This is a genomic window from Limnohabitans sp. TS-CS-82, assembly GCF_002943475.1.
The window spans coordinates 741,431-766,717 of sequence record NZ_PTQX01000001.1; the positions used below are offsets into that span (position 1 = coordinate 741,431).

Annotated in this window: 20 protein-coding genes and 2 pseudogenes; 12 read left to right on the forward strand and 10 right to left on the reverse strand. The window is 57.3% G+C overall.

The genetic code is table 11. The annotated features are described in order from the left end of the window. The first annotated feature begins 20 nt into the window (after positions 1 to 20). From mnmE to lptC, 4 genes are read left to right on the forward strand one after another with little or no spacing between them, the layout of a single operon-like run. A complete protein-coding gene (gene mnmE, locus C5F52_RS03585; RefSeq protein WP_104796925.1) occupies positions 21 to 1,460 on the forward strand; it encodes a tRNA uridine-5-carboxymethylaminomethyl(34) synthesis GTPase MnmE in 1,440 nt (479 codons plus the stop codon). Between the two features lie 25 nt (positions 1,461 to 1,485). After that, positions 1,486 to 2,499, forward strand: a complete 1,014-nt coding sequence (locus C5F52_RS03590) for an SIS domain-containing protein (RefSeq protein ID WP_104796926.1) — start codon at positions 1,486 to 1,488, stop codon at positions 2,497 to 2,499. Continuing rightward, the gene (locus tag C5F52_RS03595) at positions 2,499 to 3,053 is read left to right on the forward strand and encodes an HAD family hydrolase (protein ID WP_104796927.1); all 555 of its coding nucleotides are present in this window, start codon (positions 2,499 to 2,501) and stop codon (positions 3,051 to 3,053) included. The genes C5F52_RS03590 and C5F52_RS03595 overlap by 1 nt, the downstream gene beginning before the upstream one ends. Further along, the gene (gene lptC / locus C5F52_RS03600; RefSeq protein WP_236657701.1) at positions 3,050 to 3,700 is read left to right on the forward strand and encodes an LPS export ABC transporter periplasmic protein LptC; all 651 of its coding nucleotides are present in this window, start codon (positions 3,050 to 3,052) and stop codon (positions 3,698 to 3,700) included. The genes C5F52_RS03595 and lptC overlap by 4 nt, the downstream gene beginning before the upstream one ends. Before the next feature lie 46 nt (positions 3,701 to 3,746). Here the strand turns inward: lptC and C5F52_RS03605 are convergent, their stop codons facing one another. Both C5F52_RS03605 and C5F52_RS03610 read right to left on the reverse strand, forming a co-directional pair. Beyond that, positions 3,747 to 4,223, reverse strand: coding sequence for an RNA-binding protein (locus tag C5F52_RS03605; protein WP_104796928.1), 477 nt, complete (start codon positions 4,221 to 4,223; stop codon positions 3,747 to 3,749). Between the two features lie 194 nt (positions 4,224 to 4,417). Continuing rightward, complete coding sequence (locus C5F52_RS03610) at positions 4,418 to 5,620, reverse strand: ammonium transporter (RefSeq protein ID WP_104797156.1); 1,203 nt, start codon at positions 5,618 to 5,620, stop codon at positions 4,418 to 4,420. Between the two features lie 131 nt (positions 5,621 to 5,751). Between C5F52_RS03610 and C5F52_RS03615 the strand changes: the two are divergent. Beyond that, positions 5,752 to 6,306, forward strand: a pseudogene (locus C5F52_RS03615) (TMEM165/GDT1 family protein); the annotation flags it as partial. Positions 6,307 to 6,478: 172 nt separating this feature from the next. Here C5F52_RS03615 and gap (C5F52_RS03620) read toward each other — a convergent pair. The 3 genes from gap (C5F52_RS03620) to tkt all read right to left on the reverse strand — a co-directional run bounded on the left by gap (C5F52_RS03620) (position 6,479) and on the right by tkt (position 10,735). Further along, positions 6,479 to 7,477 carry a type I glyceraldehyde-3-phosphate dehydrogenase gene (gap, locus tag C5F52_RS03620; RefSeq protein WP_104796930.1) on the reverse strand — a complete coding sequence of 333 codons (999 nt, stop codon included), beginning with the start codon at positions 7,475 to 7,477 and terminating at the stop codon, positions 6,479 to 6,481. 141 nt (positions 7,478 to 7,618) lie between these two features. Then, on the reverse strand, positions 7,619 to 8,626 hold the full coding sequence (gene gap, locus C5F52_RS03625) for a type I glyceraldehyde-3-phosphate dehydrogenase (protein ID WP_104796931.1): 1,008 nt from the start codon (positions 8,624 to 8,626) through the stop codon (positions 7,619 to 7,621). A gap of 36 nt (positions 8,627 to 8,662) precedes the next feature. Then, positions 8,663 to 10,735 carry a transketolase gene (tkt, locus tag C5F52_RS03630; protein WP_104796932.1) on the reverse strand — a complete coding sequence of 691 codons (2,073 nt, stop codon included), beginning with the start codon at positions 10,733 to 10,735 and terminating at the stop codon, positions 8,663 to 8,665. Between the two features lie 127 nt (positions 10,736 to 10,862). On the opposite strand from tkt, the gene C5F52_RS03635 reads away from it, so the two are divergent. From C5F52_RS03635 to C5F52_RS03650, 4 genes and pseudogenes are all read left to right on the forward strand, one after another. Then, positions 10,863 to 11,711 carry a nucleotidyltransferase family protein gene (locus C5F52_RS03635; protein ID WP_104796933.1) on the forward strand — a complete coding sequence of 283 codons (849 nt, stop codon included), beginning with the start codon at positions 10,863 to 10,865 and terminating at the stop codon, positions 11,709 to 11,711. A 14-nt stretch (positions 11,712 to 11,725) separates the two neighbouring features. Continuing rightward, positions 11,726 to 13,126 (forward strand): aminopeptidase P N-terminal domain-containing protein, encoded by a 1,401-nt coding sequence (locus tag C5F52_RS03640; protein WP_104796934.1) that lies wholly within the window; start codon positions 11,726 to 11,728, stop codon positions 13,124 to 13,126. Between the two features lie 200 nt (positions 13,127 to 13,326). Beyond that, positions 13,327 to 15,636, forward strand: coding sequence for an NADP-dependent malic enzyme (locus tag C5F52_RS03645; protein ID WP_104796935.1), 2,310 nt, complete (start codon positions 13,327 to 13,329; stop codon positions 15,634 to 15,636). Between the two features lie 172 nt (positions 15,637 to 15,808). Further along, a pseudogene (locus tag C5F52_RS03650) lies at positions 15,809 to 16,198 on the forward strand (barstar family protein); the annotation flags it as partial. Positions 16,199 to 16,450: 252 nt separating this feature from the next. Here C5F52_RS03650 and rsmA read toward each other — a convergent pair. From rsmA to C5F52_RS03665, 3 genes are read right to left on the reverse strand one after another with little or no spacing between them, the layout of a single operon-like run. Further along, on the reverse strand, positions 16,451 to 17,209 hold the full coding sequence (rsmA, locus tag C5F52_RS03655) for a 16S rRNA (adenine(1518)-N(6)/adenine(1519)-N(6))-dimethyltransferase RsmA (RefSeq protein ID WP_104796937.1): 759 nt from the start codon (positions 17,207 to 17,209) through the stop codon (positions 16,451 to 16,453). A 12-nt stretch (positions 17,210 to 17,221) separates the two neighbouring features. Beyond that, positions 17,222 to 18,550, reverse strand: coding sequence for a peptidylprolyl isomerase (locus tag C5F52_RS03660; RefSeq protein WP_161499643.1), 1,329 nt, complete (start codon positions 18,548 to 18,550; stop codon positions 17,222 to 17,224). Positions 18,551 to 18,558: 8 nt separating this feature from the next. Further along, complete coding sequence (locus tag C5F52_RS03665) at positions 18,559 to 21,015, reverse strand: LPS-assembly protein LptD (RefSeq protein ID WP_104796939.1); 2,457 nt, start codon at positions 21,013 to 21,015, stop codon at positions 18,559 to 18,561. A gap of 45 nt (positions 21,016 to 21,060) precedes the next feature. Here C5F52_RS03665 and C5F52_RS03670 point away from each other — a divergent pair, with 45 nt between their 5' ends. Genes C5F52_RS03670 through C5F52_RS03680 form a run of 3 tightly spaced genes read left to right on the forward strand, consistent with a single transcriptional unit; the run spans position 21,061 to position 23,546 of the window. Continuing rightward, entirely contained in the window at positions 21,061 to 22,188 is a 1,128-nt protein-coding gene (locus C5F52_RS03670; protein WP_104796940.1) for an aminoglycoside phosphotransferase family protein, read from the forward strand. A gap of 2 nt (positions 22,189 to 22,190) precedes the next feature. Next, positions 22,191 to 22,916 (forward strand): 16S rRNA (uracil(1498)-N(3))-methyltransferase, encoded by a 726-nt coding sequence (locus C5F52_RS03675; protein WP_104796941.1) that lies wholly within the window; start codon positions 22,191 to 22,193, stop codon positions 22,914 to 22,916. A gap of 15 nt (positions 22,917 to 22,931) precedes the next feature. After that, positions 22,932 to 23,546, forward strand: a complete 615-nt coding sequence (locus C5F52_RS03680) for a LysE family translocator (protein ID WP_104796942.1) — start codon at positions 22,932 to 22,934, stop codon at positions 23,544 to 23,546. Here C5F52_RS03680 and metW read toward each other — a convergent pair. Beyond that, complete coding sequence (metW, locus tag C5F52_RS03685) at positions 23,536 to 24,114, reverse strand: methionine biosynthesis protein MetW (RefSeq protein WP_104796943.1); 579 nt, start codon at positions 24,112 to 24,114, stop codon at positions 23,536 to 23,538. The genes C5F52_RS03680 and metW overlap by 11 nt on opposite strands. Continuing rightward, a complete protein-coding gene (locus C5F52_RS03690) occupies positions 24,111 to 25,283 on the reverse strand; it encodes a homoserine O-acetyltransferase (protein ID WP_236657702.1) in 1,173 nt (390 codons plus the stop codon). Before C5F52_RS03690 ends, metW begins: the two co-directional genes overlap by 4 nt. Positions 25,284 to 25,287 lie beyond the last annotated feature (4 nt).

Below are 25,287 nucleotides of genomic sequence, written 5' to 3' on the forward strand. Positions count from 1 at the left end.
TTTTTCTGGACAATCTAGCCATGCTTGCTCTTCACGACGCGCCCATCATTGCCATTGCCACCGCACCCGGTCGAGGAGCGGTGGGCATTGTGCGTGTGAGTGGCAAAAATTTAAATGGTTTGGTATTGGCCTTGTGTGGGCGTGCATTGAAGCCGCGTGAAGCGACCTATTTGCCTTTGCCCGATGAAACGGGCGCGCCTATCGATCATGTGTTGGCGCTGCACTTTCCCGGCCCTAACAGCTACACCGGCGAAGACGTGTTGGAACTACAAGCCCACGGCGGCCCTGTGGTGTTGCAACTCATCTTGGCGCGTTGCCTGCGCGTGGCCGCCACACTGAACGCGCAAAACAAACCGTTGTTGAGCGGTTTGCGTTTGGCCCAGCCGGGTGAATTCACGCAGCGTGCATTTTTGAATCACAAACTCGATTTGGCACAAGCAGAAGCCGTGGCCGATTTGATTGACGCCAGCACCGAAGCTGCCGCGCGTGGCGCGAGCCGATCATTGGCAGGTGCGTTCTCTAACGAAATTCATCAACTGCGTGATGCACTCATTCATCTGCGCATGTTGGTCGAAGCCACGCTGGACTTTCCCGAAGAAGACATTGACTTTTTGAAGCAAGCCGATGCCCAAGGCCAGCTCACACGACTCCAACAAAATTTGACGCGCGTGATGGCGCAAACCAAACAAGGCGCGTTGCTGCGTGAAGGCATCCGTGTGGTGATTGCGGGCCAACCCAACGCGGGCAAAAGCTCGTTGCTCAACGCCTTGGCGGGCGCAGAGCTGGCCATCGTCACGCCGATTGCCGGCACCACGCGCGATGTGGTGCAACAAACCATCCAGATTCAAGGCGTGCCTTTGCATGTGGTTGACACGGCTGGTCTGCGCGAACACCCCGATGTGGACGAGGTTGAGCGCATTGGCATTGCCCGCGCTTGGGACCAAATTGGCCAAGCCGATGCCGTGCTGTTTTTGCACGACCTGACGCGCAAAGACGACGCAGCTTATGCGACATCAGACGCGCAAATCGAACAAACCCTGCAAGATAAGTTAGACACGCATGTCCCCGTGCTGCATTTGTGGAACAAAGCCGATGCACACAGCACCGCGGTCACGGCGCCTAGCCAAGAGGGTGTGACAGCTGTCACAGACATCACCTTGTCTGCCAAAACAGGCGATGGCTTGCCTGCCCTGCGCCAACAACTGCTGAACGTGGTGGGCTGGCAAGGTGGCAGCGCCGAAGGCATGTTCATGGCCCGTGAGCGCCACGTGCAGGCCTTGCACGAGGTCGATGAGCATCTGATGCTGGCCAATGCCAGCTTGCAGGCCCAAGTGCCCGCGCTCGACTTGTTGGCTGAAGAACTGCGCTTGAGCCAAAACGCGCTCAACACCATCACGGGCGAGTTCACGTCGGACGATTTGTTGGGCGTGATCTTCTCTAGCTTTTGCATCGGCAAATAAGCGCCCCCACCGATAAAATCAAACCATGACCCAAAACTCTGCACATTCCGCCAGCACAACAGCGCAGGTGGACGACCAGCGCATCTTGCAACTGGCCCACGACACCTTAGAGATTGAGGCAGAGGCCGTACGCCATTTGCGCCATGGTTTGTCGCCCAGCTTTGTGCAGGCTGTGCACGCCATACTCAAAGTCACAGGCCGTGTGGTCGTGATGGGTATGGGCAAGAGCGGCCATGTGGGTCGCAAGATCACAGCCACTTTGGCGTCCACAGGCACACCCGCTATGTTTGTGCATCCGGCCGAAGCCAGCCATGGCGACTTGGGCATGGTCAAAGACACCGACCTCGTGATTGCCATTTCCAACAGCGGCGAGAGCGATGAGCTCGCTGCCATTCTTCCCGTACTCAAACGCCAAGGCGTGCCCTTGGTGGCCCTCACAGGCGGCGCGCAATCGACATTGGCCAGTCACGCCGACATCGTGCTCAACACCGGCGTGTTGAAAGAAGCTTGCCCACTGAACTTGGCTCCCACCGCCAGCACCACGGCACAAATGGCCATGGGCGATGCCTTGGCTGTGGCCTTGCTCGATGCACGTGGTTTCAAAGCCGAAGACTTTGCACGTTCACATCCCGGCGGTGCTTTGGGCCGCCGTTTGCTGACGCATGTGAGCGATGTCATGCGCAGTGGGGATGCTGTGCCAAGCGTGTTGCCAACAGCCAGCTTCAGCGATTTGATGCGCGAGATGAGCGCCAAAGGTTTGGGGGCCTCCGCCATCGTGGATGCGAACCGAAAAGTGTTGGGCATCTTCACCGATGGTGACTTGCGCCGTTTGATCGAAACAGGGACGGACATGCGCCAACTCACCGCGCAACAAGTCATGCACGCCAACCCACGCACCGTGCGCTCCAGCGCGTTGGCGGCTGAAGCCGCTGAGTTGATGGAGCTGTACCGCATCACCAGCGTTTTGGTGGTGGACGAACAAGGCATCTTGTGCGGCGCGATCAATACCAACGACCTGATGCGCGCGAAAGTCATCTAATGAGCACATACACACCTGCGCTGAACTTTGACCCTGCTTTGTTGTTGCGCGCACAGGCTGTGCGCGTAGCGTTCTTTGACGTGGATGGCGTGCTCACCGATGGCGGTTTGTTGTTTACCGAAAGTGGTGAAACCATCAAACGTTTTTGTACGCTGGATGGTCACGGCTTGAAGATGTTGCAAAAAGCAGGCATCACACCCGCTGTGATCACTGGGCGCGACAGTGCACCTTTGCGCGCACGTCTCAAGGCGTTGGGCATCACGCATGTGCGTTACGGCACCGAAGACAAGGCCCCCGCCGCACAAGAAATTTTGAACGAACTGGGCCTTGACTGGTCGCAAGCGGCACACATGGGGGACGACTGGCCGGATATGGCGGTCATGACCCGTGCCGCATTTGCATGCGCCCCGAACAACGCACACATCGAAGTCAAAGCCATTGCGCACTATGTGACGGTGCGTGATGGTGGCCATGGTGCTGCACGCGAGTTTTGCGACTTGTTGCTGGTGGCCAGCGGTCGTTACGCCGAGTTATTGCGAGCTTACGTCGCATGACTGGTGTCGCACCTGTGTCGCTGCTCATGCGCATGCGCCGTGTGTGGGATCGCTTGGCGGTTTACCTGCCTTTGTTGCTCATGGGTGTGATGGCCATGAGCACCTACTGGCTGGTGCGCAGCACGCCCGCCATGGGCGATGCAGAACTTGAAGCGGCGCCTCGCCATGTGCCCGATTACTTCATGCGTGATTTTTCGGTCAAGGTATTCGGGGCCAATGGCAAGCTCAAAAGCGAAGTCGTGGGTGTCGAGGGACGCCACTTTCCTGATACAGACACGCTAGAGATCGACCAACCGCGGATTCGCATCTTGGGTGCAGAGGGACGTGTTACAACAGCCGTTGCCGCACGTGGATTGATTAACGCAGATGGTTCCGAGGCGCAGTTATTTGACAAAGCTGTGGTTGTGCGCGAAGCCAGCACCAATGTGCAAGGCGTGGTGACGCCGCGCACAGAATTGCGTAGTAACTTTTTGCATTTGTTCGCAAACACCGAGCAGGTGCGCTCTCATTTACCCGTTGAGTTGGTGCGTGGTGCTGGTGATCGCTTCACCTCTCAAGACGGCATCGACTTTGATAACTTAGACCAAGTGATGCAGCTCACAGGTCGGGTGCGTGGCACGTTGTTACCACCCAAAGATAAGAAATAAAAAAGGCTCCCTCGGGAGCCTTTTGATTTGCAGTGAAGCAGATCGATCAGTAGCTGTTGCCACCACCGAAACCGCCACGGCCACCGCCACCGCCGCCTTCACGACGACCGCCGCCAGCACCGCCGCCGCCGTAGGGGCTGCGGAAACCGCCACCACCACCTTCGCGGCCACCGCCACCGTAGCCACCGCCGCCATCGCGACCGCCACCACCATAGCCGCCGCCACCTTCACGGCCACCGCCGTAACCGCCGCCGCCAGAGCGGGGAGGACGTGGCTCCATGGGACGAGCTTCGTTCACCACGAGACTGCGACCACCCAAAGGTGCGCCGTTCATGCCTTCAACGGCTGCCAGAGCTTCGGCATCGCTGCCCATCTCGACAAAACCAAAACCTTTAGAGCGACCTGTGTCGCGCTCCATCATGACTTTAGCGCTGGTCACAGTACCGAACTGTCCAAATGACTGCTCGAGATCGCTGTCGCGCACTGAATATGGCAAGTTGCCGACGTACAGTTTGTTGCCCATGAAAGGGACTCCTTAAAACACAAAAACAAAGCGATGGAGTCCCGAACCGAAACTGACCGATCACCAATTGACAACCTTGCCTGTGGCTTGCACCGACAAGATTGCGCACATTATGGGGCACAAGTTGGCTGAATCACCAAGCGTTTACCTGTATTCAGCCTAATTCACACCCGAAAAACCACAACTCACAAGGCCTACCAACTGGCTTCGCGATCGGGTGACGCGGTGATCTTGTGAATCGTTAAATCAGCGCCTTCGAATTCTTCTTCTTGGCTCAAGCGCAAACCCAGCGTCATCTTCAACACGCCGTAGACCACAAAACCGCCAACCAAAGCCCATGTCACACCGAGTGCGGTGCCGGCCAATTGCGCGGTCAGGTTGATGCCGCCCAAGCCACCCAAGGCTTGAGTGCCGAAGATGCCCGCAGCAATGCCACCCCATGTGCCGCACAAACCGTGCAAGGGCCACACGCCCAACACGTCGTCGATGCGCCACTTGTTCTGAGTGAGCGTGAACATCACCACAAAAATGCCACCGGCCACAGCACCCACCACCAATGCGCCCATGGGGTGCATCAAATCAGAGCCTGCGCACACGGCGACCAATCCAGCCAAGGGGCCGTTGTGTACAAAGCCAGGGTCGTTCTTACCCGCGATGAGGGCCACCAATGTGCCGCCCACCATGGCCATCAAGGAGTTCACGGCCACGAGGCCAGAAATCTTGTCTAAGGTTTGTGCGCTCATGACGTTGAAGCCAAACCAGCCCACGATCAAAATCCATGCCCCCAAAGCGAGAAACGGAATGCTCGAGGGTGGGTGTGCAGAAATGGCACCGTCTTTGCGGTAGCGGTTGCTACGTGCACCGAGCAACAACACGGCAGGCAAAGCAATCCAGCCGCCCACAGCGTGAACGACGACCGAGCCCGCAAAATCGTGGAACTCATCCCCGGTTAACTCTTTGAGCCACGCCTGAAAACCGAAATGTTGGTTCCAAGCAATGCCTTCGAAGAAGGGATACACAAAACCAACAATGACGGCTGTGGCAATCAGCTGTGGCCAAAACTTGGCGCGTTCGGCAATGCCGCCCGAGATGATGGCTGGAATGGCGGCTGCAAACGTCAGCAAGAAAAAGAACTTCACCAGTTCGTAGCCGTTTTTGTCGGCCAACGACTCAGCGCCGATCATGAAGCTCGCACCATAGGCCACACCGTAACCCACGACAAAGTAGGCGATGGTGGAGACACAGAAGTCCACCAAAATTTTCACCAGCGCATTGACTTGGTTTTTGCGACGAACCGTGCCCAGTTCTAAAAATGCGAAACCTGCATGCATGGCAAGCACCATGATGGCCCCGAGCAGAATGAACAAAGCATCCGCGCCCTGTTTGTGTGCATCCATAAAGTTGTCCTTAGAGTTTTGTTTTGTTTTGGTGCGTTTTTGCACCGGTTTTCTGTGTTGCACCTGATGTAAGCAAAAAATGCACCAAATCGTGCGCATGGTTCGTAAAACGCGCGCGGTAGGATCACTGGATGGAAGCATTTTTGATCTCAACGGGCATCGTCGCCCTCGCCGAAATGGGCGACAAGACGCAACTTTTATCGCTCGTGCTCGCGGCACGTTTTCGCAAACCATGGCCCATCGTGTGGGGCATCTTGGTGGCCACGTTGGCCAATCACGCTTTGGCTGGCGGTTTGGGTGCATGGGTGACCAGCCTGATGGGCCCTACGGTGTTGCGCTGGGTCTTGGGCGTGTCGTTCTTGGCGATGGCCGCGTGGATGTTGGTGCCAGACAAACTGGATGACGACGATACGGATGTGACGCCAAAGTTTGGCGTGTTTGGCACCACCGTCATTGCCTTCTTCTTGGCCGAGATGGGCGACAAAACACAAATCGCCACCGTGATGTTGGCGGCTGAATACCAGTCGTGGTTGTGGGTGGTGGCTGGCACCACCTTGGGCATGATGTTGGCGAACGCGCCCGTGGTGTGGTTTGGCGAGCGCATCACGCGTTTGGTGCCGCTCACCTGGGTGCACCGCATCAGCGCGGCCGTGTTCGTGGTGTTGGGCCTGTTGGTGTTGTTTGGCAGCGAAGCGCCAGAGACACACAGCAAGTCACACGATGCAGCGGTACAAATGGTTGCGCCTAGCGAGCCTGCATCTGCAGCTTCCGCCGCATCCAGCGCGCCATAAAAAACGCCAGTGCATTTGAAGCACTGGCGGTGTTTAAACCACATGGCACGCCAAGTGCCGATGTGTTTTATTTGGCGATCACGCGCACCATCTCCAAACACTTGTTGGAGTAGCCCCATTCGTTGTCATACCAGCTGACGATTTTGATGAAGGTGCTGTCCAAGGCCAAGCCTGCGTCTGCGTCAAACACCGAGGTGCATGGCTCGCCACGGAAGTCGGTGGACACCACTTTTTCTTCGGTGTAACCCAACACGCCCTTGAGTGCGCCCAGGCTTTGCGCCTTCATCTCGGCACAAATTTCTTTGTACGTGGCTTCGCTGTTCAGTTCCACAGTCAGGTCGACCACTGACACATCAGAGGTGGGCACGCGAAACGCCATGCCTGTGAGCTTGCCCTTGACTTCTGGAATCACCACACCCACCGCCTTGGCCGCGCCGGTGCTGGAAGGAATGATGTTTTCCAAAATGCCGCGGCCACCGCGCCAGTCTTTGTTGCTCGGGCCGTCCACTGTTTTTTGGGTGGCGGTGGTGGCGTGCACCGTAGTCATCAAGCCGCGCTTGATGCCCCATTTGTCGTTCAACACTTTGGCCACAGGCGCCAAACAGTTGGTCGTGCATGATGCGTTGGAGATGATGGACTGGCCCGCGTAAGTCGTGTGGTTCACGCCGTACACAAACATGGGCGTGTCGTCTTTGGAGGGGGCTGACAACAACACCTTTTTGGCGCCTGCGGCCAAGTGTTTTGCGGCGGTCTCTTGGTCGAGGAACAAGCCCGTGGCTTCAACCACCACATCGGCGCCGATGTCGTTCCACTTCAGTGCTGCTGGGTCGCGTTCTTGGGTGAGTCGAATCTTCTTGCCGTTCACTACCAAATGGCCGTTGTCCACCGACACCTCACCTTGGAAGCGGCCATGCACGCTGTCGAACTTGAGCATGTAGGCCAAGTAGTCTGGCTCTAGCAAGTCGTTGATGCCGACCACTTCGATGTCGTGGAAGTTTTGAACGGCGGCGCGAAACACCATGCGTCCGATGCGGCCAAAGCCGTTGATGCCGATTTTGATGGTCATGTCAGTCTCCTTAGATGGCTCAATTCTATGAAACTTTGTTACATGATTTCAAGACAAATCATGTATTTTTTTTACCTTGGGAGAAAAGCAGGCAAAGAAAAAGCGCCCGAAGGCACTTATATGTAGCAAGGTTTTAAAGAATTACTTCTTCTTCGCCACCACGCGAACCATTTCCAAGCACTGCTTGGCATAGCCCCATTCGTTGTCGTACCAAGCGACAATTTTGACGAAGCTCTTGTCCAGTGCGATGCCTGCGGTGGCATCAAACACGCTGGCGCACGGCTCTCCACGGAAGTCGGTAGACACCACTTTTTCGTCGGTGTAACCCAGCACGCCTTGCAACGCGCCTTCGCTTTGTGCTTTCATTTCAGCGCAAATTTCGGCGTAGCTGGCATCGCTGTTGAGCTCCACGGTCAGGTCAATGACCGACACGTCAGAGGTGGGCACGCGGAAGGCCATGCCAGTGATCTTGCCCTTGATTTCAGGAATCACCACGCCCACAGCTTTAGCTGCACCAGTGCTGGAAGGAATGATGTTTTCCAAGATGCCGCGTCCGCCGCGCCAGTCTTTGCGTGATGAGCCGTCCACCGTCATTTGGCTGGCAGTGGCTGCGTGCACAGTGGTCATCAAACCGCGTTTGATACCCCACTTGTCGTTCAACACTTTGACCACGGGGGCCAAACAGTTGGTGGTGCAAGACGCGTTAGAGACGATGGCTTCGCCAGCATATTTTTTGTGGTTCACGCCGTAAACAAACATCGGGATGCTGTCTTTGGAGGGTGCCGAAATGACCACCTTTTTAGCGCCTGCAGCGATGTGCATTTGGCTGGTGGGTTCGGTCAAGTAGTGGCCTGTGCACTCGAGCACGGTGTGAACGCCCATCTCGCCCCACTTGAGGTTGTGTGCATCGCGCTCGTGCGAGAGTTTGATTTTTTTGCCGTTGACGATCAGGGCGTCTTCGGTGAAATCCACAGTGCCATCAAAGCGGCCGTGCACGCTGTCGTACTTAAGCATGTAGGCCAAGTAGTCGGCAGGCTTGGGGTCGTTGATGCCGACGATTTGGATGTCGGTGTAACCGTGCTTGAGCGCAGCGCGCAAAGCCAAACGGCCAATACGGCCGAAGCCGTTGATACCTAATTTGATGGTCATGTGAAGCCTTAAGAGGAAGTTTAAAACTCGTGTGGTTTAAGCCTGCTTTTGCAGCGCGGCTTGAACCGTGTCGGCCACGTTTTCAGGCGTGAAACCGAAGTGTTTGAACAAAACAGGGGCGGGCGCAGATTCGCCGTAGGTGTCGATGCCGACCACGGCGGACACGCCGTATTTCCACCAGCCGTCGGTCGAGCCCATTTCCACCGCAATGCGTGGCACGCCTGCTGGCAACACGGCCGCTTTGTAGGCCACGCTTTGGCGGTCGAATGTGGTTGTGCTGGGCACAGACACTACGCGCACGGCAATCTTGCGCTCGGCCAACAAGGCTTGCGCTTTCATGGCCAGCTGCACTTCAGAGCCGGTGGCCAAGATGACGGCTTGCGCCTTTTTCTTGATGCCCACTTCGCTTGGCTCAGCCAACACGTAAGCACCTTTGTTGATGGCATCGAGGCCAGAGATGTCGCCAGCCGTTTTGTGCGGAGTGGCATCGCCCTTGGGCAAATAAGGCAGGTTTTGGCGGCTCAACAACAGCGCGGTTGGGCGGCTGGTGTTTTGCAAAGCCACGGCCCAAGCCACAGCGGTTTCGGCGGTGTCCGCAGGACGCCACACGTCGAGGTTAGGAATCAGGCGCAACGAGGCAGCGTGCTCGATGGACTGGTGGGTGGGGCCGTCTTCGCCCAAGCCAATGGAGTCGTGGGTGAACACATGCACCACGCGTTGCTTCATCAGCGCTGCCATGCGGATGGCGTTGCGCGAGTAGTCGCTAAAGGTCAGGAACGTGCCGCCGTAGGGAATGAAGCCGCCGTGCAAAGCCACGCCGTTCATGATGGCGGCCATGCCGAATTCGCGCACGCCGTAGTTGATGTGGCGGCCACCTTGGCCAGCATCGTTTTTCACCACATGGCCCGTTGCGTCAAAGCGCAGGTTGGGGGTGGATTTGGTGTTGGTCAGGTTGGAGCCGGTCAAGTCAGCGCTGCCACCTAAGAGTTCGGGCAAGGCGGCCGTGAAGGCTTCCAAGGCCAATTGGCTGGCCTTGCGGCTGGCCACGGTTTCGGCTTTGGTGTGGGCGCCGATGACGGTGTCGACCACGGTCTGAGCAAAGTTTTTGGGCAGCTCGCCGGCCATGCGGCGCAGCAGCTCTTTGGCCAAGGCGGGGTGTGCGGCTTTGTAGGCAGCGAACGTTGCTTTCCATTCAGCTTCTTGAGCCTTGCCGCGTGTTGCCGCGTTCCAATCGGCGTACACCTCTTTGGGCATCTCGAAGGGGGCGTGGTTCCAACCGATGGCTGCGCGTGTCAATGCAATTTCTTCAGCGCCCAAAGGTTCGCCGTGGGCTTTGGCCGTGTCAGCGCGGTTGGGGCTGCCTTTGCCGATGCTGGTTTTGCAAACAATCAGTGTGGGCTTGTCAGTGCTGAGCTTGGCTGATGCAATGGCTTGGCTCACCACAGCGGCGTCGTGGCCGTTGATGGGGCCAATCACGTTCCAGCCGTAGGCTTTGAAACGCTCGGGTGTGTTGTCGGCAAACCAAGGGGTCACTTGGCCGTCGATGGAAATGCCGTTGTCGTCGTACAGGGCGATGAGCTTGTTGAGCTTCCATGCGCCTGCCAATGAGCACGCTTCGTGGCTGATGCCTTCCATCAAACAACCGTCGCCCATGAAGGCATAGGTGTGGTGGTCGACTACGTTGTGGCCTTCGCGGTTGAATTCAGAGGCCAACAGTTTTTCAGCCAGTGCCATACCCACCGCGTTGGTGATGCCTTGACCCAGTGGGCCTGTGGTGGTTTCCACGCCAGGGGTCACGCCCACTTCGGGGTGGCCTGCAGTTTTGCTGTGCAACACGCGGAAGTTTTTCAACTCGTCCATCGGCAAGTCGTAGCCGGTGAGGTGCAACAAGGCGTAAATCAACATCGAGCCGTGGCCGTTGGACAGCACAAAGCGGTCGCGGTTCAACCAATGGGGATTCTTGGGGTTGTGACGCAGGTGCTCGCCCCACAAGGCGACAGCCATGTCGGCCATGCCCATCGGCGCGCCGGGGTGACCTGAATTGGCTTGTTGTACAGCGTCCATTGCCAAGGCGCGAATTGCGCTGGCCATTTGTTGGGTATTTGCCATGTCAGGCGGCTCCGATGGGGTGTGAGGGAAAACCACGATTTTAGCGAGCCTGCCTACCGCTGGCTGACCGCATGCGACAGATGTTTCACAAATAGCCCGTGGTGTGGTCTGGCTACACTGCCGCGTGATGACAAAACACCCCATTTCAGCCGCTTCAACTTCGCCTGTTGGCTCTGCGTCAGGCTCAGCCACTGCCCTGCTTTTGGCCGCAGGCCGTGGTGAGCGCATGCGCCCGCTGACCGATGCCACCCCTAAGCCGTTATTGCCCGTTCGCGGCCAACCCCTGATGCAATGGGCCATGCAAGGCCTGCAGCGTGGTGGCGTAGAAAATTTGGTCATCAACACCGCCTGGTTGGGCGAGCAAATTCCCCAGCACTTTGGCGATGTGTTTGAAAGCACCGGACTTGTGCCCATGCATCTGCACTATTCGCAAGAAGGCGTGGACTTTGGCGGCGCGCTAGAAACCGCAGGCGGCATTGTCCGCGCCCTGCCCCAACTGGCCGATGTGTTTTGGGTGGCCGCGGGCGATGTGTTTGCGCCAGACTTTGTGTTTACGCCCGAGGCCTATGCGCGCTTCGAGGCCAGCCCGCAGCTCGCTCATATTTGGCTGGTGCCCAACCCCGAACACAACTTGGGCGGCGACTTTGGTTTGTCTGCTGAGGGCTTGGCTTTGAATTTGCCGAAGTTGACGGCTTCGATGTCAACGTCTACGGCTGCCGCGCCAAATCAACTTTCAGCACGAACAAATCAAGATGCACCGCGCTACACCTTCAGCACCATTGCTCTGTACAAACGCGCTTTCTTCGAAGCGGCGTGGTGCCCTATTCCCGCAGGCAACCCCGCTGGCGTGAAAGCCCCACTCGCAGCCATGTTGCGCGCCGCCATGGACAATGGCGCGGTGAGTGCGTCGCTCTACACAGGTGCGTGGACCGATGTGGGCACGCCCGAGCGTTTGGCGCAACTCAACGCCGCCTGAACACACAATAAGACATGACACACCCGATTGCACACGCCCAGATTTACGCCGAACGTCGCGCCCGTTTGGCCGCCCAGTTGGGCGATGGTGGCGTGGCCATCATTCCCACCGCACCCGAACATGCACGTAACCGCGACAGCGACTTTCCGTATCGCCACGACAGCTACTTTTATTACCTGACGGGCTTCACCGAGCCCAACGCTTGGCTAGTGCTCGACGCCACAGGGCGCAGCACGCTGTTTTGTCAGCCCAAAGATTTGGAGCGCGAAATTTGGGATGGTTACCGTTTGGGCCCAGACGCTGCCGTGGCCGGATTGGGCGTGAGTGCCGCTGTGTCAGTGGCGGAGCTGGACAAACAGCTGCCTAAATTGCTGGAGAACCAACACACCGTTTGGTATCCATTTGCCACGCACAAAGGTTTAGAAACCCGTGTGGACGGCTGGCTCAATGCCGTGCGCGCCCGTGTGCGCTTTGGTGCGCAATGCCCTGCGGAGCAACGTGATGCTTGCGGCCCGCTGGATGAGATGCGCCTCATCAAAGACGCGCATGAGCAAGACGTGATGCGCCGCGCCAGCACCATCAGCGCGCATGCCCACATCCGTGCCATGCAAACCAGTGCGCGCATGTTGCGTGCGCGCCAAGATGTGCGCGAGTACCACTTAGATGCCGAGCTGCTGCACGAGTTCCGCATGCACGGCTCGCAGTTTCCGGCCTACACCTCCATCGTGGCCGCGGGCGCCAATGCCTGCGTGTTGCACTACCGCGCCGATGCTGCGCCTGTGCGCAATGGCGAGTTGGTGCTGATTGATGCCGGCTGCGAGTTGGATGGCTATGCCTCCGACATCACGCGCACTTTTCCTGCGAACGGCAAGTTCACCGGCCCGCAGCGTGATTTATACAATTTGGTGCTCGCCAGCCAAGACGCGGCAGTGGTGGCGACCAAAGCCGGCGCGCGTTTTGTGGACCCGCACGAAGCGACCGTCAAAGTGTTGGCGCAAGGCTTGTTAGACCTCGGTTTGTTGAACAAAGTCAAACACGGCAATGCGCAAGACGTGATTGAAAAGCGTGCGTACTTCCCGTTTTACATGCACCGCACCAGCCATTGGCTGGGCATGGATGTGCACGACTGCGGCAGCTATGTGGAGCCGTCCGAACTGGGCCAAACCAGCGAGCGCAAAGACCCGTTGTCGGGCGAGACCATCGTCAACCGACCCAGCCGCATCTTGCGCGAGGGCATGGTGCTCACCATTGAGCCAGGCCTCTATGTGCGCCCCGGGCCGGATGTGCCCGAGGTGTTTTGGAACATTGGCATTCGTATTGAGGACGATGCCATCGTCACTGCGGGTGGCTGCGAGTTGATTTCTCGTGGTGTGCCTGTAATTGCTTCTGAAATTGAAGCGTTCATGCGCGGTTAATTTCTTAGCCAAGCGGCAGCCCAAGAAAAATCCCTATTGACCTATAAAGTTTGCTTTTGCGAATAAGTAAAAACCATTGCCACTTGCATACGCACATCCACGGACAAACCGCCCTAGACACAGGCCTAAAATGAAATCACAAGCTAAGGCGGTCGCACTTGTGCAAAGCGCGCCGCCTTTTGCATAACAAGGAGATTTCTATGGGTTCCAACCACTCTCACAACAGCGCCGAGGCACGTGCCGAACTGCGCCGTGCCGCTCTCGAATACCACGAGTTTCCAACTCCAGGCAAAGTGGCGATTCACGCCACCAAGCAGTTGGTGAACCAACATGATTTGGCCTTGGCTTATTCGCCCGGCGTGGCTGCGCCTTGCGAAGAAATCGTCAAAGATCCCAACAACGCATTCAAGTACACCAGCCGCGGCAACTTGGTGGCCGTCATTACCAACGGCACGGCCGTGCTGGGCTTGGGCGACATTGGCCCCTTGGCCTCTAAGCCTGTGATGGAAGGCAAAGGCGTTCTGTTCAAGAAGTTCGCGGGCATTGACGTGTTCGACTTAGAGATTGACGAGAAGAACCTCGACAAGTTGGTGGACATCATTGCATCGTTAGAGCCTACCTTTGGCGGCATCAACCTCGAAGACATCAAGGCGCCTGATTGCTTCTACGTCGAGCGCAAGTTGCGCGAGCGCATGAAAATCCCAGTTTTCCACGATGACCAACACGGCACCGCCATCACCGTGGGCGCCGCGATCTTGAACGGCCTCAAGGTGGCAGGTAAAGACATCAAAAACGTCAAACTGGTCACCTCCGGTGCTGGTGCTGCCGCTTTGGCTTGTTTGGGCTTATTGCTCAAGATGGGCATGCCACGCAAAAACATTTATGTCACTGATTTGGCTGGCGTGGTCTATGAAGGCCGCACCGAGCTGATGGACGAAGACAAGATTCAGTACGCCCAAAAAACCGATGCGCGCACTTTGAGCGACATCATCGAAGGCGCCGATGTGTTCTTGGGCCTGTCCGCTGGCGGCGTGCTGAAGCCAGAGATGGTCAAGAAGATGGCTGCCAAGCCCATCATCATGGCCTTGGCCAACCCCAACCCAGAGATCACGCCCGAAGAAGTGAAGGCCGTGCGCGATGACGCCATCATCGCCACGGGACGTAGCGACTATCACAACCAAGTGAACAACGTCCTCTGTTTCCCCTACATCTTCCGCGGTGCCCTGGATGCAGGCGCATCCACCATCACCGATGAGATGGAAATCGCAGCGGTGTACGCCATTGCCGAATTGGCACAAGCCGAGCAAAGCGAAGTGGTGGCAGCCGCCTATGCGGGCGAGACGTTGGCTTTTGGTCCTGAGTACCTCATTCCCAAGCCATTCGACCCACGCTTGATGATGAAGATTGCCCCTGCCGTGGCCAAAGCCGCCGCAGACAGCGGTGTGGCCACGCGTCCGATCCAAGATATGGAGGCCTACATTGAGAAGCTGCAAGGCTTTGTCTATGCGTCCGGTTCGATCATGAAACCGATTTATGCCGCCGCCAAGCGCGCGACTAAAAAGCGTGTGTGTTACGCCGAAGGTGAAGAAGAGCGCGTGTTGCGCGCCGTGCAAATCGTGGTGGACGAGCGTTTGGCGAAGCCCACCTTGATTGGTCGTCCTTCCGTGATTGCGCAGCGCATTGAAAAATTTGGTTTGCGCCTGAAAGAGGGCGTGGATTACGACGTGGTGAACGTCGAGCAAGACCACCGCTACCGCGACTTCTGGCAAACCTATTACAAGATGACCGCCCGCAAAGGCGTGACCGAACAGTTGGCCAAAATTGACATGCGCCGCCGTTTGTCGCTGATTGGCACCATGATGCTGCACAAAGGTGAGGTAGATGGCCTGATTTGCGGCACTTGGAGCACACCGCTCACCCATTTGAACTATGTGGACCAAGTGATCGGCAACCGCAAAGGCGTGAGCACCTATGCCGCTATGAACGGCTTGTTGTTGCCTGATCGTCAAGTGTTCTTGGTCGACACCCACATCAACTACGACCCAACGGCTGAGCAATTGGCCGAAATCACGGTGATGGCTGCTGAAGAAATGCGTCGTTTTGGTATCCAGCCCAAAGCCGCGTTGTTGTCGCATTCCAACTTTGGCAGCAGCGACCAGCCTTCGGCCATCAAAATGCGCGAAACCTTGGCTTTGGTCAAGAAAAAGGCACCTTGGCTTGAAATTGATGGCGAAATGCATGGCGATGTGGCGCTGGACGGCGATGTGCGTGCCGCTCAAATGGCGGACACCACCCTGATTGGTGATGCCAATTTGCTGGTTTTGCCTAACTTAGACTCTGCCAACATTGCGTACAACCTGCTCAAAACAGCGGCTGGCGGCAATATCGCCATTGGCCCAGTGTTGCTGGGTGCGGCGAAACCGGTGCACATCCTGACCGCGAGCACCACAGTGCGTCGCATCGTCAACATGACCGCGTTGACCGTGGCGGATGCCAGCGCAGCTCGATAAGCGTTTTTACAGCTTAAATTAGCCTTTTTAGGTTAAATAACCCTTCAAGGGCCCCCCAGAAATGGGAGGGCCCTTGCTTTTTTGTTTCAATTCGAAGACACTTGCGCTTTCAATTTTCGGGTTAACCCGAAGATCAAACGTATTTAAAACAGTCTTAAGAACGGCGATTTTCATGCCTTTGCGTACTATCAAAACCAATATTGTTCAGTCCATCCGCGCGTTCCGCGTGCCTGATTTGCAAGAGGCGGCCCAAGGCCTTGGCCACCATTTTCTTTATGTGAACCTGGCCCAAGCCCAAAGCAAGCAAGACATCTTGGACATCATTTCCAAAGAGTTCAACCTGTCTGCCTCGGCTAGCAAGAACTTTGATTCCTTGTACGACGGCATGACCGACCCCTTGCACAAGTCTGGCCCACAGCCTGGCTTTATCTTGGTGTTGGAGCACATTCCTGCCCACGCCAAGTTTGACAAAGAAGCCCGCGAACAGCTGTTGGACATCTTCCGCGAAGCGGCTGACTACTGGTCTGACCGCAAAGTGGCGTTCCGTTGCTTCTACTCATTCTCCGTGGCTCGTGCCCCGTCGGCTGAAAAGCCAGGCGTGGCGGCTGAAGGCATTGAGTTGTTGGAAGAAGGCGAAAAAATGCCAACCGACAAACTGGTGGACGTGTCGCCCATGGCTTTGCGCATGAGCAGCCCCTTCAACGCAGGCTACTGGCAAACAGCGGCTTAACTGGCAGGCTGCTTTCGTAGCAGCGCCAACAAAAAACCCGTCAGCAGTCACCTGCGACGGGTTTTGTTTTTGGCGTTTGGGTCTTTACAGACTTTGCACCAGAGCCACATATTCGGCCACCGACACTTCTTCTGCACGGCGTTGCACATCGAAGGTGCCCGCAAAGTGACGCGCTTCCAACCAACGGCCCAAGGTGTGGCGCAACAGCTTTCGGCGTTGACTGAACGCTGTTTTCACCATTTCCTCCATCAGCTTGACGTTAATTTTGGGGGGCTCCGCCAAGGGCACCATGCGCACCACGGCGCTGTCCACGCGCGGAGGTGGGTCAAACGATTCGGGCGGCACAAACAACACGTCTTCCATGTCGTAGCGCCACTGCAGCATCACGCTCAAGCGGCTGTAGTCGCTGCTGCTGGGCTTGGCCACCATGCGGTCAATCACTTCTTTTTGCAGCATGAAGTGCTGGTCTTGCACCACGGCCACATGCTCCAGCAGATGGAACAGGATGGGCGACGAAATGTTGTACGGCAGGTTACCCACCACGCGCAGCTTGGGTACCTTGAGGTCAGCAGCCAATTGCGTGAAGTCCACGCGCAGCACGTCGGACTCAATCACGTTCAGGTGCGGGTGCTCGCGCAGGCGCACGGCCAAATCGCGGTCTAACTCGATGACATTGAGACGACCTAGGCGCTCCACCAAGGGTTGTGTGAGCGCGGCCAAGCCTGGGCCAATTTCGACCATGGGGTCGCCCGGTTGCGGGTCGATCGCATCGACGATGCTTTCAATGATGGCGCCGTCGGTTAAGAAGTGTTGGCCGAAGCGCTTGCGTGCAATGTGTTTCAAAGTGGGCTCTGCTTATTGCGGTGCGTCGCGGTATTCCACATAGGCGCGGCCACGCACTTCTTGGGCCCACAGTTGGTAGGTTTCATCAAACTTTTTCTCACGCAAGCCGTTGCGCGCCATGTCGCGCAGCTCGCGCTCGCTGATGGGGGCTTCTCGACGTTCCATCACTTGAATCAGGTGCACGCCAAACCGAGACACCATGGGGTCGGCGATTTGGCCTGGCTGCAACTTGTTCATCACCTCTTCAAATTCAGGCACAAACATGCCTTGCGAGACCCAACCCAAGTCGCCGCCGTCGGGGCCACTGGCATCTTGTGAATGTTCACGAGCCAACTTGGCAAAGTCTGCTTTGCCCGCTTCGATTTGGCGTTTGTATTCAGCCAATTGGGCGCGTGCTGTGGTTTGGCTCAGTTGGCCGCCTGGGCGTAGCAGGATGTGGCGAGGATGGGTTTGCGTCACGGTCACCACGCTGCTGGCGCGCTTCGTTACTAATTTCAAAATGTGAAAGCCGGCGCCTGAGCGTACGAGGGTGACATCACCCACGGCCAAGTTTTTGGTGGCATCCACAAACAAGGTGGGGTAGCGGCTGGTTGCGCGCACGCCCATTAATCCGCCTTTGTCACGCTCTGCACTGTCAGACAACTCTTTAGCCAACTTGCCGAAGTCTTCGCCTTGTTTGGCGCGTGCTAACGCAGTCTGGGCTTTGCTTTGGAGGGCTACAACATCTGCATCATTGGCTTTTTCGGACACTGCCACCAAGATGTGACCCAACTCGATGTCAGGGTTGGTGTTGACGCTGGCATTTTGGCGTTCGCGAACAGCTTGGTCGATTTCAACCTCGCTGACCTTGATACGGCTTGGTACGTTGCGCTCGGTCAGGCGCTGCAGGATTGCTTGATCTTTGATGTTTTGTCGAAGGCTCGCAACGCTGGTGCCCTCGGCGCGAAATTTTGCGTGCAGTGCATCAACAGACATTTGGTTTTGTGCGGCCATGCGCTGTTCAGCTTGATCGACCGCTTCATTCTCAACGGTGACGCCCGCTTCTTTCGCATATTGCAAGAGGGCTTTTTCGGTGATCAAGCGCTCAAGGCTGTTTTGCAGCAACTCAGATGGCGCAGGAACATTTTTCTTCTGTTGACGCAGTTGCTGTGCAAGCAATGCTGCGCGAACATTGACATCGTGGTTGGTGATGGGTTGGGCATCGACAACCGCCACAATGAAGTCACGGCCTGATATGGCATTGGTTTTGGACGTTTGAGCCCATACCCCAGAGCTTGCCAAAGCAATCGCCAGCCAGGTGAGTGACGACCGACGGGCAAAGCGTAAGGTGAGAGAAAACATGGTCATCATCAATCGTAATTGCCGAAGCGGCTGGGTGTCATAGAAGGTTGTCGCAACGGCTGATACCGTGGCAAATTGGTGCGCAGTGAGCCCATGGCATTGGTGCCGATGCGCGAGAAGCCTACAAATTCAAGTTGAAACAACAAGCGTTGGCGGGCCAAGCCATCCGTCACCTGCAAACGCTCAGCGACCACGCGGCTGAGCCAACAACCCGCATCGTATTCGAAGCCAATGACAGACTCGACCATCTTTTTATCGAGAGGGTTGTAGTTCAAGCGTGCCACGCTGTACCAGCGTCCCTCGCCCAATCCACGTCCTTCGCCACCACCGATGTCCGAACCTCCCCAGAGGTCGTGCAAGGGCCATTGCCAGCCCACATCCACTTGACGTGAGGCGGCAGCTCCCGCTTCCGTATTTTCGGTTCGATACGCGGCGCTGATGACGCGGTAGGAGCCAGGGTTGTAACGACCGCTGACCATGCGACGCAAGAAGTTGTCTGTCTTTTGGTTGTACTGAACGGTGGTGTCGACGGCCCATGCTCTGTTCAGCGCCACAGACGCGCCGGCCAAAAGATCGCTGATGCCGGTTTTGCCCGTGGGGTCATCGGGCATGGTGACGTTCTGCTCCTTCATACGTAGGCGCTGCGCCACACCAAAACGTGCGCCTTCGGCGCCTGTTTCCGGGTCGATGAAACGAGAGGTGGCGCCTAGGGTCAGCAGCTTGCTGTCGGAGATGCGGTCATAGCCGCCAAACGCGTTCTCGGTGAAGATGCTGGCGAAGTTGAACGAGTTGCCACCCGAGTCGTAGTTGGGCAAGTAGTTCTGATCGCGATAGGGCGTGTAAACATAGAAAGCCCGAGGCTCTAAAGTTTGAACCCATGCGCGATCAAACAGACGTGTAGATTTCTCGAACGCGATTCCGGTGTCGAGGCTGAACGTCGGCACGCTGACGCTGGCGCCACTTTGGCCTTCGTGGCCGCTGTAGAACGGATTGTTGGGCAAGCCACCGCTGAATTGGTAACTGCGGCTGTTGAGTTGCAGTTTGGGTGTGAGGTAACCAAAGGGGGTGTTGAATGGTCGGCTGATTTGAGCCAACGCCACTGCGCGGTCTGCATTGGGTGCGCAGGCGGATCGGTAACTGGCGCCATTCAAACATTCGTAATCGCGTGCAGATTCAAACCGGGTCAAGTCACCGTCCAAGCTGAAGTCAAAGCCCCCCACGTTGATGCGCTGCATGCGTGCGGTGAATTGCGGCACACGGTTGAATGGTCGCGTGATGCGGTTACCAATGGGATTGGCCAAGTCTTGCAAGGTTTGCCACATCTGTGTGCGCACCGACGTGGTGTAAATCCCATTGGTCCAATTCAAGCCCGCATCGTTTGACAACAGACGTTGCACGCCTGAGCCGCCAATGATGGCGAAATCTTTCCAATAGTCGTCATCACTGACACGGTTGAGGTTCAAGTTCAGCCCCAATGCGCCACCTGCAAAACCAGGGTTCACCAAGCCCACGTGCGAGTACTGCATGCCCCAGCGGCGCGAACCATCGCGCAAGGCGTCTTTTTCCATGTAGTCAAAGCGCATTTGACCTTGGAATGGCGCTTGCAGAGGTGGCAGACCTTCTAAGTAGCGCAGCTCGGTGCTCAGGCGCAGGCCACGGTTACTCCAATACGTGGGAGAAAACGTGACGTCGCGGTTAGGCGCCAAGTTCCAGTAGTAAGGCTGGGTGTATTCCAAGCCGCCAATGTTGTCGACACCAATGGTGGGTGGCAGCAAACCAGATTTACGCTCATCGCTGAGCGGGAAGTCAATTGAGGGCACTGGCAAAATCGGCACATCTTTGAACCGCAATGACGCCCCTTCAGCCAAGCCGATGTTGCGGTCGGTGTCGAGTGTGATTTTGTCGCCTTTGAAAAGCCAATCGGGTGTCCAGCTTGGACCTGGTTTGCGTTGGCAAGTGGTGAAGTCTGCCTTGTGCATCACCGTGTTGGCGGGGTCGATGAAGTCGATCCGCTCGGCTTTGCCGTAGGCTTTGTTTTTCAACAGTTGATACTTGGGCTGGGTGAAGAAGCCTTCAAAGGCATCCAGATGAATGTCAAGGGCGGGGCCTTGGTACACGTTGCCAGAACGGTTGATGTAAACGTTGCCACGCGCTTTGGCGAAATCTTCCGCTTGGTCGTAATCGACCTTGTCAGCTTTGAGGAGCAGGTCGCCGCGACGGATCACGACTTGACCATCTAAGATGGTTTGCAGGTCTGGGCGGCCACGCAGCGTGTCGCTTTGCATGAACGTCGGCAGTTGTTTGCGCGTATCGTCCAAGATCAGCTCTTGTAACAAACTGCTTGGCTTGAGCATCAAAGGCGGTGAACTCACGGTTTGCGCGTGCAGTGCCAGTGTGCTGCCCAATAGGCCAAATGTGAGCCACGACAGTGCGCGTATTTGGCGGTGAATGAGAGGCAACAACATGAACGCAGATCAACCCAAGGCTGGTTTGTAGAATTTGGATTATCCATGAGCACACAGCCTAACTTCCAGCCTTCGGGCGCAAATACCTCTGCTTCCATCGAATGGGCCCAGCCCGAGCGTCAAGCAGCCTTCCACCAATGGCTCAATGCCCAAGCCAGCGCTCACGGCGTGCTGCCCGCCACCGTGCGCGCCGCGTCGGCGGACGCCAGCTTCAGGCGCTATTTCCGTGTCGACACAGCGAACGGCTCGTGCATCGTCATGGACGCACCGCCCGACAAAGAAAACTGCGAACCCTTTGTGCGCATTGCCCGTTTGATGCTGGACGCGGGCCTGTATGCCCCGCGCATCTTGGCGTGGGATGAGCCGCAAGGCTTCATGTTGCTCGACGACATCGGTTCGCAAACCATGATGGACGTCATCAACCGTGACGACCCGCAAGCCAATCACGGCCTTTACATGCGCGCCGTCGATGCTTTGCTGACCCTGCAACAAAGCAGCCGCCCCAGCGTGCTGCCCGCGTATGACGAAGCTTTGCTGCAGCGAGAGTTGTCGCTGTTCCCCGATTGGTACCTCACCCAACACCGCCAGCTGCAAATTGACAGCGCGCAACGCGAGATGTTGGACAAAACTTTCAAAACCATCATTCAGCGCAACTTGGCCGCACCCAGTGTCTACGTGCACCGCGACTTCATGCCGCGCAATTTGATGATGCCGCATGACCCCACCGAACAACGTTTGGGCGTGCTCGACTTTCAAGACGCGGTCTATGGCCCCATCACCTACGACATCGCCAGCCTCATGCGCGACGCGTTTTTGACGTGGGAAGAAGATGTGGTGCTGGACGTGACCATCCGCTATTGGGAACGTGCCCGCAAACTCGGCCTGATGGATTTTGAAGACTGGCACAACGACTTCGGCGCGTTTTACCGCGCCGTAGAGTGGATGGGCCTGCAACGCCATCTCAAAGTGGCTGGCATCTTTGCGCGCCTGACGTTGCGCGATGGCAAACCCAAGTACTTGGCCGATGCGCCGCGCTTCATCAACTACATCCGCACCACGGCCAGCCGCTACAGCGAGCTCACGCCCTTGCTGCGTTTGATCGACAAGATTGAGGGCACAGAACCCGCCATCAGCTTGGCCTTTCCGCGCCTCACGCCCGGCGGGCGGGGCTAAGGATGGCACGCTTTTACTGCCCGCTGCCCTTGGTGTCTGGCCAAGTGGTGGACTTGCCCCCGACTGCTGCCCGCCATGTGCAAGTGCTGCGCATGCAGCCCGGCCACACGCTGACCTTGTTCAACGGCGAAGGTGGCGAGTTCAGCGCCGAGGTGCAACACATGGGCCGCAGCGATGTGCGCGTGGTCGTGGGTAAGCACCGTGACGCAGAGTGCGAAGCTGCGTGCCAAGTGCACCTAGCCGTGGGCATGCCCGCCAACGAGCGCATGGACTGGTTGGTGGAAAAAGCCACCGAGCTGGGCGTGCATCGCATCACCCCCTTGATGACCGAGCGCAGCGTGATTCGCCTCACGGGTGAGCGTGCTGAAAAGAAACAAGCCCATTGGCAAGCCGTAGCCGCCAGCGCGAGTGAGCAATGCGGCCGCAACCGCGTGCCTGTGATTGACATGCCCGAGCGCTTAGATGCGTGGCTGGCGCGTCAAACGGCGCAGGTCGATGCGGTGCAGTGCGTGCTCTCGTTGCACGCGAGCACACAGCCTTTGACGGCTATGCGTGCAAATGTTGCGCAGAAGTCTTGGGTCTTGCTGAACGGCCCAGAAGGCGGCCTGACCGATGCAGAGGACGCTGCTGCTCGTGCCAAAGGCTTCGTGGCTTTGAGCTTGGGCGAGCGGGTGTTGCGTGCAGAAACTGCTGCCCTCGGCGCGTTGGCTTTGCTAACGCTGACCTAGAACGGCATACGCACCATGGACCTTCATCTTGAACTTTGGGCGTCCATGGCCGTGTTTGCATTTGTGACGTCTGTCACCCCTGGTCCGAACAACATGATGCTGCTGGCTTCCGGCGTGAACTTTGGCGCGCGCGCCACATTGCCACACATGCTGGGTATTTCATGTGGGCACTTCATCATGCTCATGGCCGTTGGCATGGGGCTTGGAGAATTGTTCATCCGCGTGCCCGTGATTTACCAAGTGATGCAAGTGCTGGGCTTGGCGTACATGCTTTATTTGGCGTGGGGCATCGTCAGAAGTGGCCCGCCGACAGCAGATGAGGTTAGGGCCGAAGTTTCAACGCCCCTGGGGTTTTGGGGTGCAGCTGCATTCCAGTGGGTCAATCCCAAAGCGTGGGTGATGACGCTCGGCTTTTTCGGCAATTACTTGCCGCAAGATGCGGGGCTGGTATTAATTGTCGTCGCATCATTGGTGTTCAGCCTGATCAACTTGCCTAGCATCGCGGTGTGGGCGGTGATGGGTGCGCGTATGGGTCACTACCTGCAAGTCGATCTTTATCGACGCATTTTCAATTGGACGATGGCGGTGTTGCTCGTGGCCTCGATGGCCGCGAGCTTGTTCATGCGTTGAACTTGAACACGGCTGTACCTGCCATGAGGTTCGGCCACGTATCCACACGTTGGCCATCTTGCAAGCCAAATGAATCGGTCACTTGCAAACCATTCTTCTCGGCCAACACCTCAAAGTCCTTGAATGTGCCCACGCGGATGTTGGGCGTGTCGTACCACTGGTAGGGCAAGCGCTTGGTCACCGGCATGCGCCCTTGCAGAATGCTCAGGCGGTTAGGCCAGTGGCCAAAGTTGGGGAAGGCGACGATGCCGGTTTTGCCCACGCGTGCGGTTTCGCGAAGCATGGTTTCGGCGTTGCGCAAGTGTTGCAAGGTGTCGATTTGCAGCACCACATCAAACGATTGGTCGGCAAACACGCTTAAGCCCAAATCAAGGTTGAGCTGAAGCACGTTCACGCCGCGTTGCACGCAGGCGTGCACATTGGTGTCGTCTAGCTCCACACCATAGCCGTTGCAGCCTTTGTGTTGTTGCAAGTGGGCCAGCAATGCACCATCGCCACAGCCTAAGTCAAGCACGCGGCTGCCTTGGGGCACGAGGGCGGCAATGGCTTTCAAGTTGTCGTGGGTCATGCGGCAACTCCTGCACTCAGTTCATCGTTGATGCGCGCAAAGTACGAGCGCACCACATTCATGTAGCGAGCGTCGTCCAGCAAGAACGCATCGTGACCATGTGGCGCGTCAATTTCGGCGTAGCTCACATCGCGTTGGTTGTCGAGCAAGGCTTGCACCATCTCGCGGCTGCGTGCGGGTGAGAAGCGCCAATCGGTGGTGAAGCTCACCAACAGAAACTTAGCTGCTGTGCGTGCAAACGCTGCTGACAAATCACCGCCGTAGGTGCGTGCAGGGTCAAAGTAGTCGAGTGCGCGGGTGATGAGCAAATAGGTGTTGGCGTCAAAGTACTCGCTGAACTTGTCGCCTTGGTAGCGCAAGTAGCTTTCGATTTGGAACTCCACGTCTTGCGTGGAGTATTTGTAGCCCGTGGCGCTGCCCACGACTGCATCGCGCAGCTCGCGGCCAAACTTTTCGTTCATCACATCGTCGCTCAGGTACGTGATGTGGCCCACCATGCGGGCGATGCGCAAACCGCGTTGCGGTACAACGCCGTGCTCATAAAAGTGGCCGCCATGAAAGTCAGGGTCGGTGACGATGGCACGACGGGCCACTTCGTTGAAGGCGATGTTCTCGGCGGTGAGGTTGGGCGCACTCGCCACCACCACGGCATGGCGCACGCGGCCTGGGTATTGCAGCGTCCAGCTCAGGGCTTGCATGCCGCCCAAGCTGCCGCCTAAAACAGCGGCGAGTTGCTGGATGCCCAAACGGTCGAGCAACAAGGCTTGCGCATTCACCCAGTCTTCTACGGTGACTACGGGGAAGTCCGCGCCGTACACCTTGCCCGTGTCGGGGTGGGTGTGCATGGGACCGGTCGAGCCAAAGCAAGAGCCAAGGTTGTTCACGCCGATCACAAAGAAGTGGTTGGTGTCCACAGGCTTGCCTGGGCCAATCATGTTGTCCCACCAGCCTTCGCTCTTGTCTTGGCCTTCGTACACGCCCGCCACGTGGTGCGATGCGTTGAGCGCGTGGCACACCAGCACCGCGTTCGATCGATCAGCGTTGAGCGTGCCGTAGGTCTCGTAGGCCAGCGTGTAGTCGCGCACACTTGCGCCACTTTGTAGTTGCAAAGCTTGCTCAAAGTGCATGGCCTGTGGCTTGGCAATCATGGGTTGGGCGTGGACGGTCATGCTC

Coding starts and splice junctions, on each gene's coding strand:
- C5F52_RS03690 (WP_236657702.1), bottom strand. CDS start 25,283: ATGACCGTCCACGCCCAACCCATGATTGCCAAGCCACAGGCCATGCAC.
- gap (WP_104796931.1), bottom strand. CDS start 8,626: ATGACCATCAAATTAGGTATCAACGGCTTCGGCCGTATTGGCCGTTTG.
- tkt (WP_104796932.1), bottom strand. CDS start 10,735: ATGGCAAATACCCAACAAATGGCCAGCGCAATTCGCGCCTTGGCAATG.
- metW (WP_104796943.1), bottom strand. CDS start 24,114: ATGACCCACGACAACTTGAAAGCCATTGCCGCCCTCGTGCCCCAAGGC.
- C5F52_RS03590 (WP_104796926.1), top strand. CDS start 1,486: ATGACCCAAAACTCTGCACATTCCGCCAGCACAACAGCGCAGGTGGAC.
- C5F52_RS03675 (WP_104796941.1), top strand. CDS start 22,191: ATGGCACGCTTTTACTGCCCGCTGCCCTTGGTGTCTGGCCAAGTGGTG.
- C5F52_RS03640 (WP_104796934.1), top strand. CDS start 11,726: ATGACACACCCGATTGCACACGCCCAGATTTACGCCGAACGTCGCGCC.
- gap (WP_104796930.1), bottom strand. CDS start 7,477: ATGACCATCAAAATCGGCATCAACGGCTTTGGCCGCATCGGACGCATG.
- lptC (WP_236657701.1), top strand. CDS start 3,050: ATGACTGGTGTCGCACCTGTGTCGCTGCTCATGCGCATGCGCCGTGTG.
- C5F52_RS03610 (WP_104797156.1), bottom strand. CDS start 5,620: ATGGATGCACACAAACAGGGCGCGGATGCTTTGTTCATTCTGCTCGGG.
- C5F52_RS03665 (WP_104796939.1), bottom strand. CDS start 21,015: ATGTTGTTGCCTCTCATTCACCGCCAAATACGCGCACTGTCGTGGCTC.
- C5F52_RS03635 (WP_104796933.1), top strand. CDS start 10,863: ATGACAAAACACCCCATTTCAGCCGCTTCAACTTCGCCTGTTGGCTCT.
- C5F52_RS03680 (WP_104796942.1), top strand. CDS start 22,932: ATGGACCTTCATCTTGAACTTTGGGCGTCCATGGCCGTGTTTGCATTT.
- C5F52_RS03660 (WP_161499643.1), bottom strand. CDS start 18,550: ATGTTTTCTCTCACCTTACGCTTTGCCCGTCGGTCGTCACTCACCTGG.
- C5F52_RS03670 (WP_104796940.1), top strand. CDS start 21,061: ATGAGCACACAGCCTAACTTCCAGCCTTCGGGCGCAAATACCTCTGCT.
- mnmE (WP_104796925.1), top strand. CDS start 21: ATGCTTGCTCTTCACGACGCGCCCATCATTGCCATTGCCACCGCACCC.
- C5F52_RS03605 (WP_104796928.1), bottom strand. CDS start 4,223: ATGGGCAACAAACTGTACGTCGGCAACTTGCCATATTCAGTGCGCGAC.
- C5F52_RS03595 (WP_104796927.1), top strand. CDS start 2,499: ATGAGCACATACACACCTGCGCTGAACTTTGACCCTGCTTTGTTGTTG.
- C5F52_RS03645 (WP_104796935.1), top strand. CDS start 13,327: ATGGGTTCCAACCACTCTCACAACAGCGCCGAGGCACGTGCCGAACTG.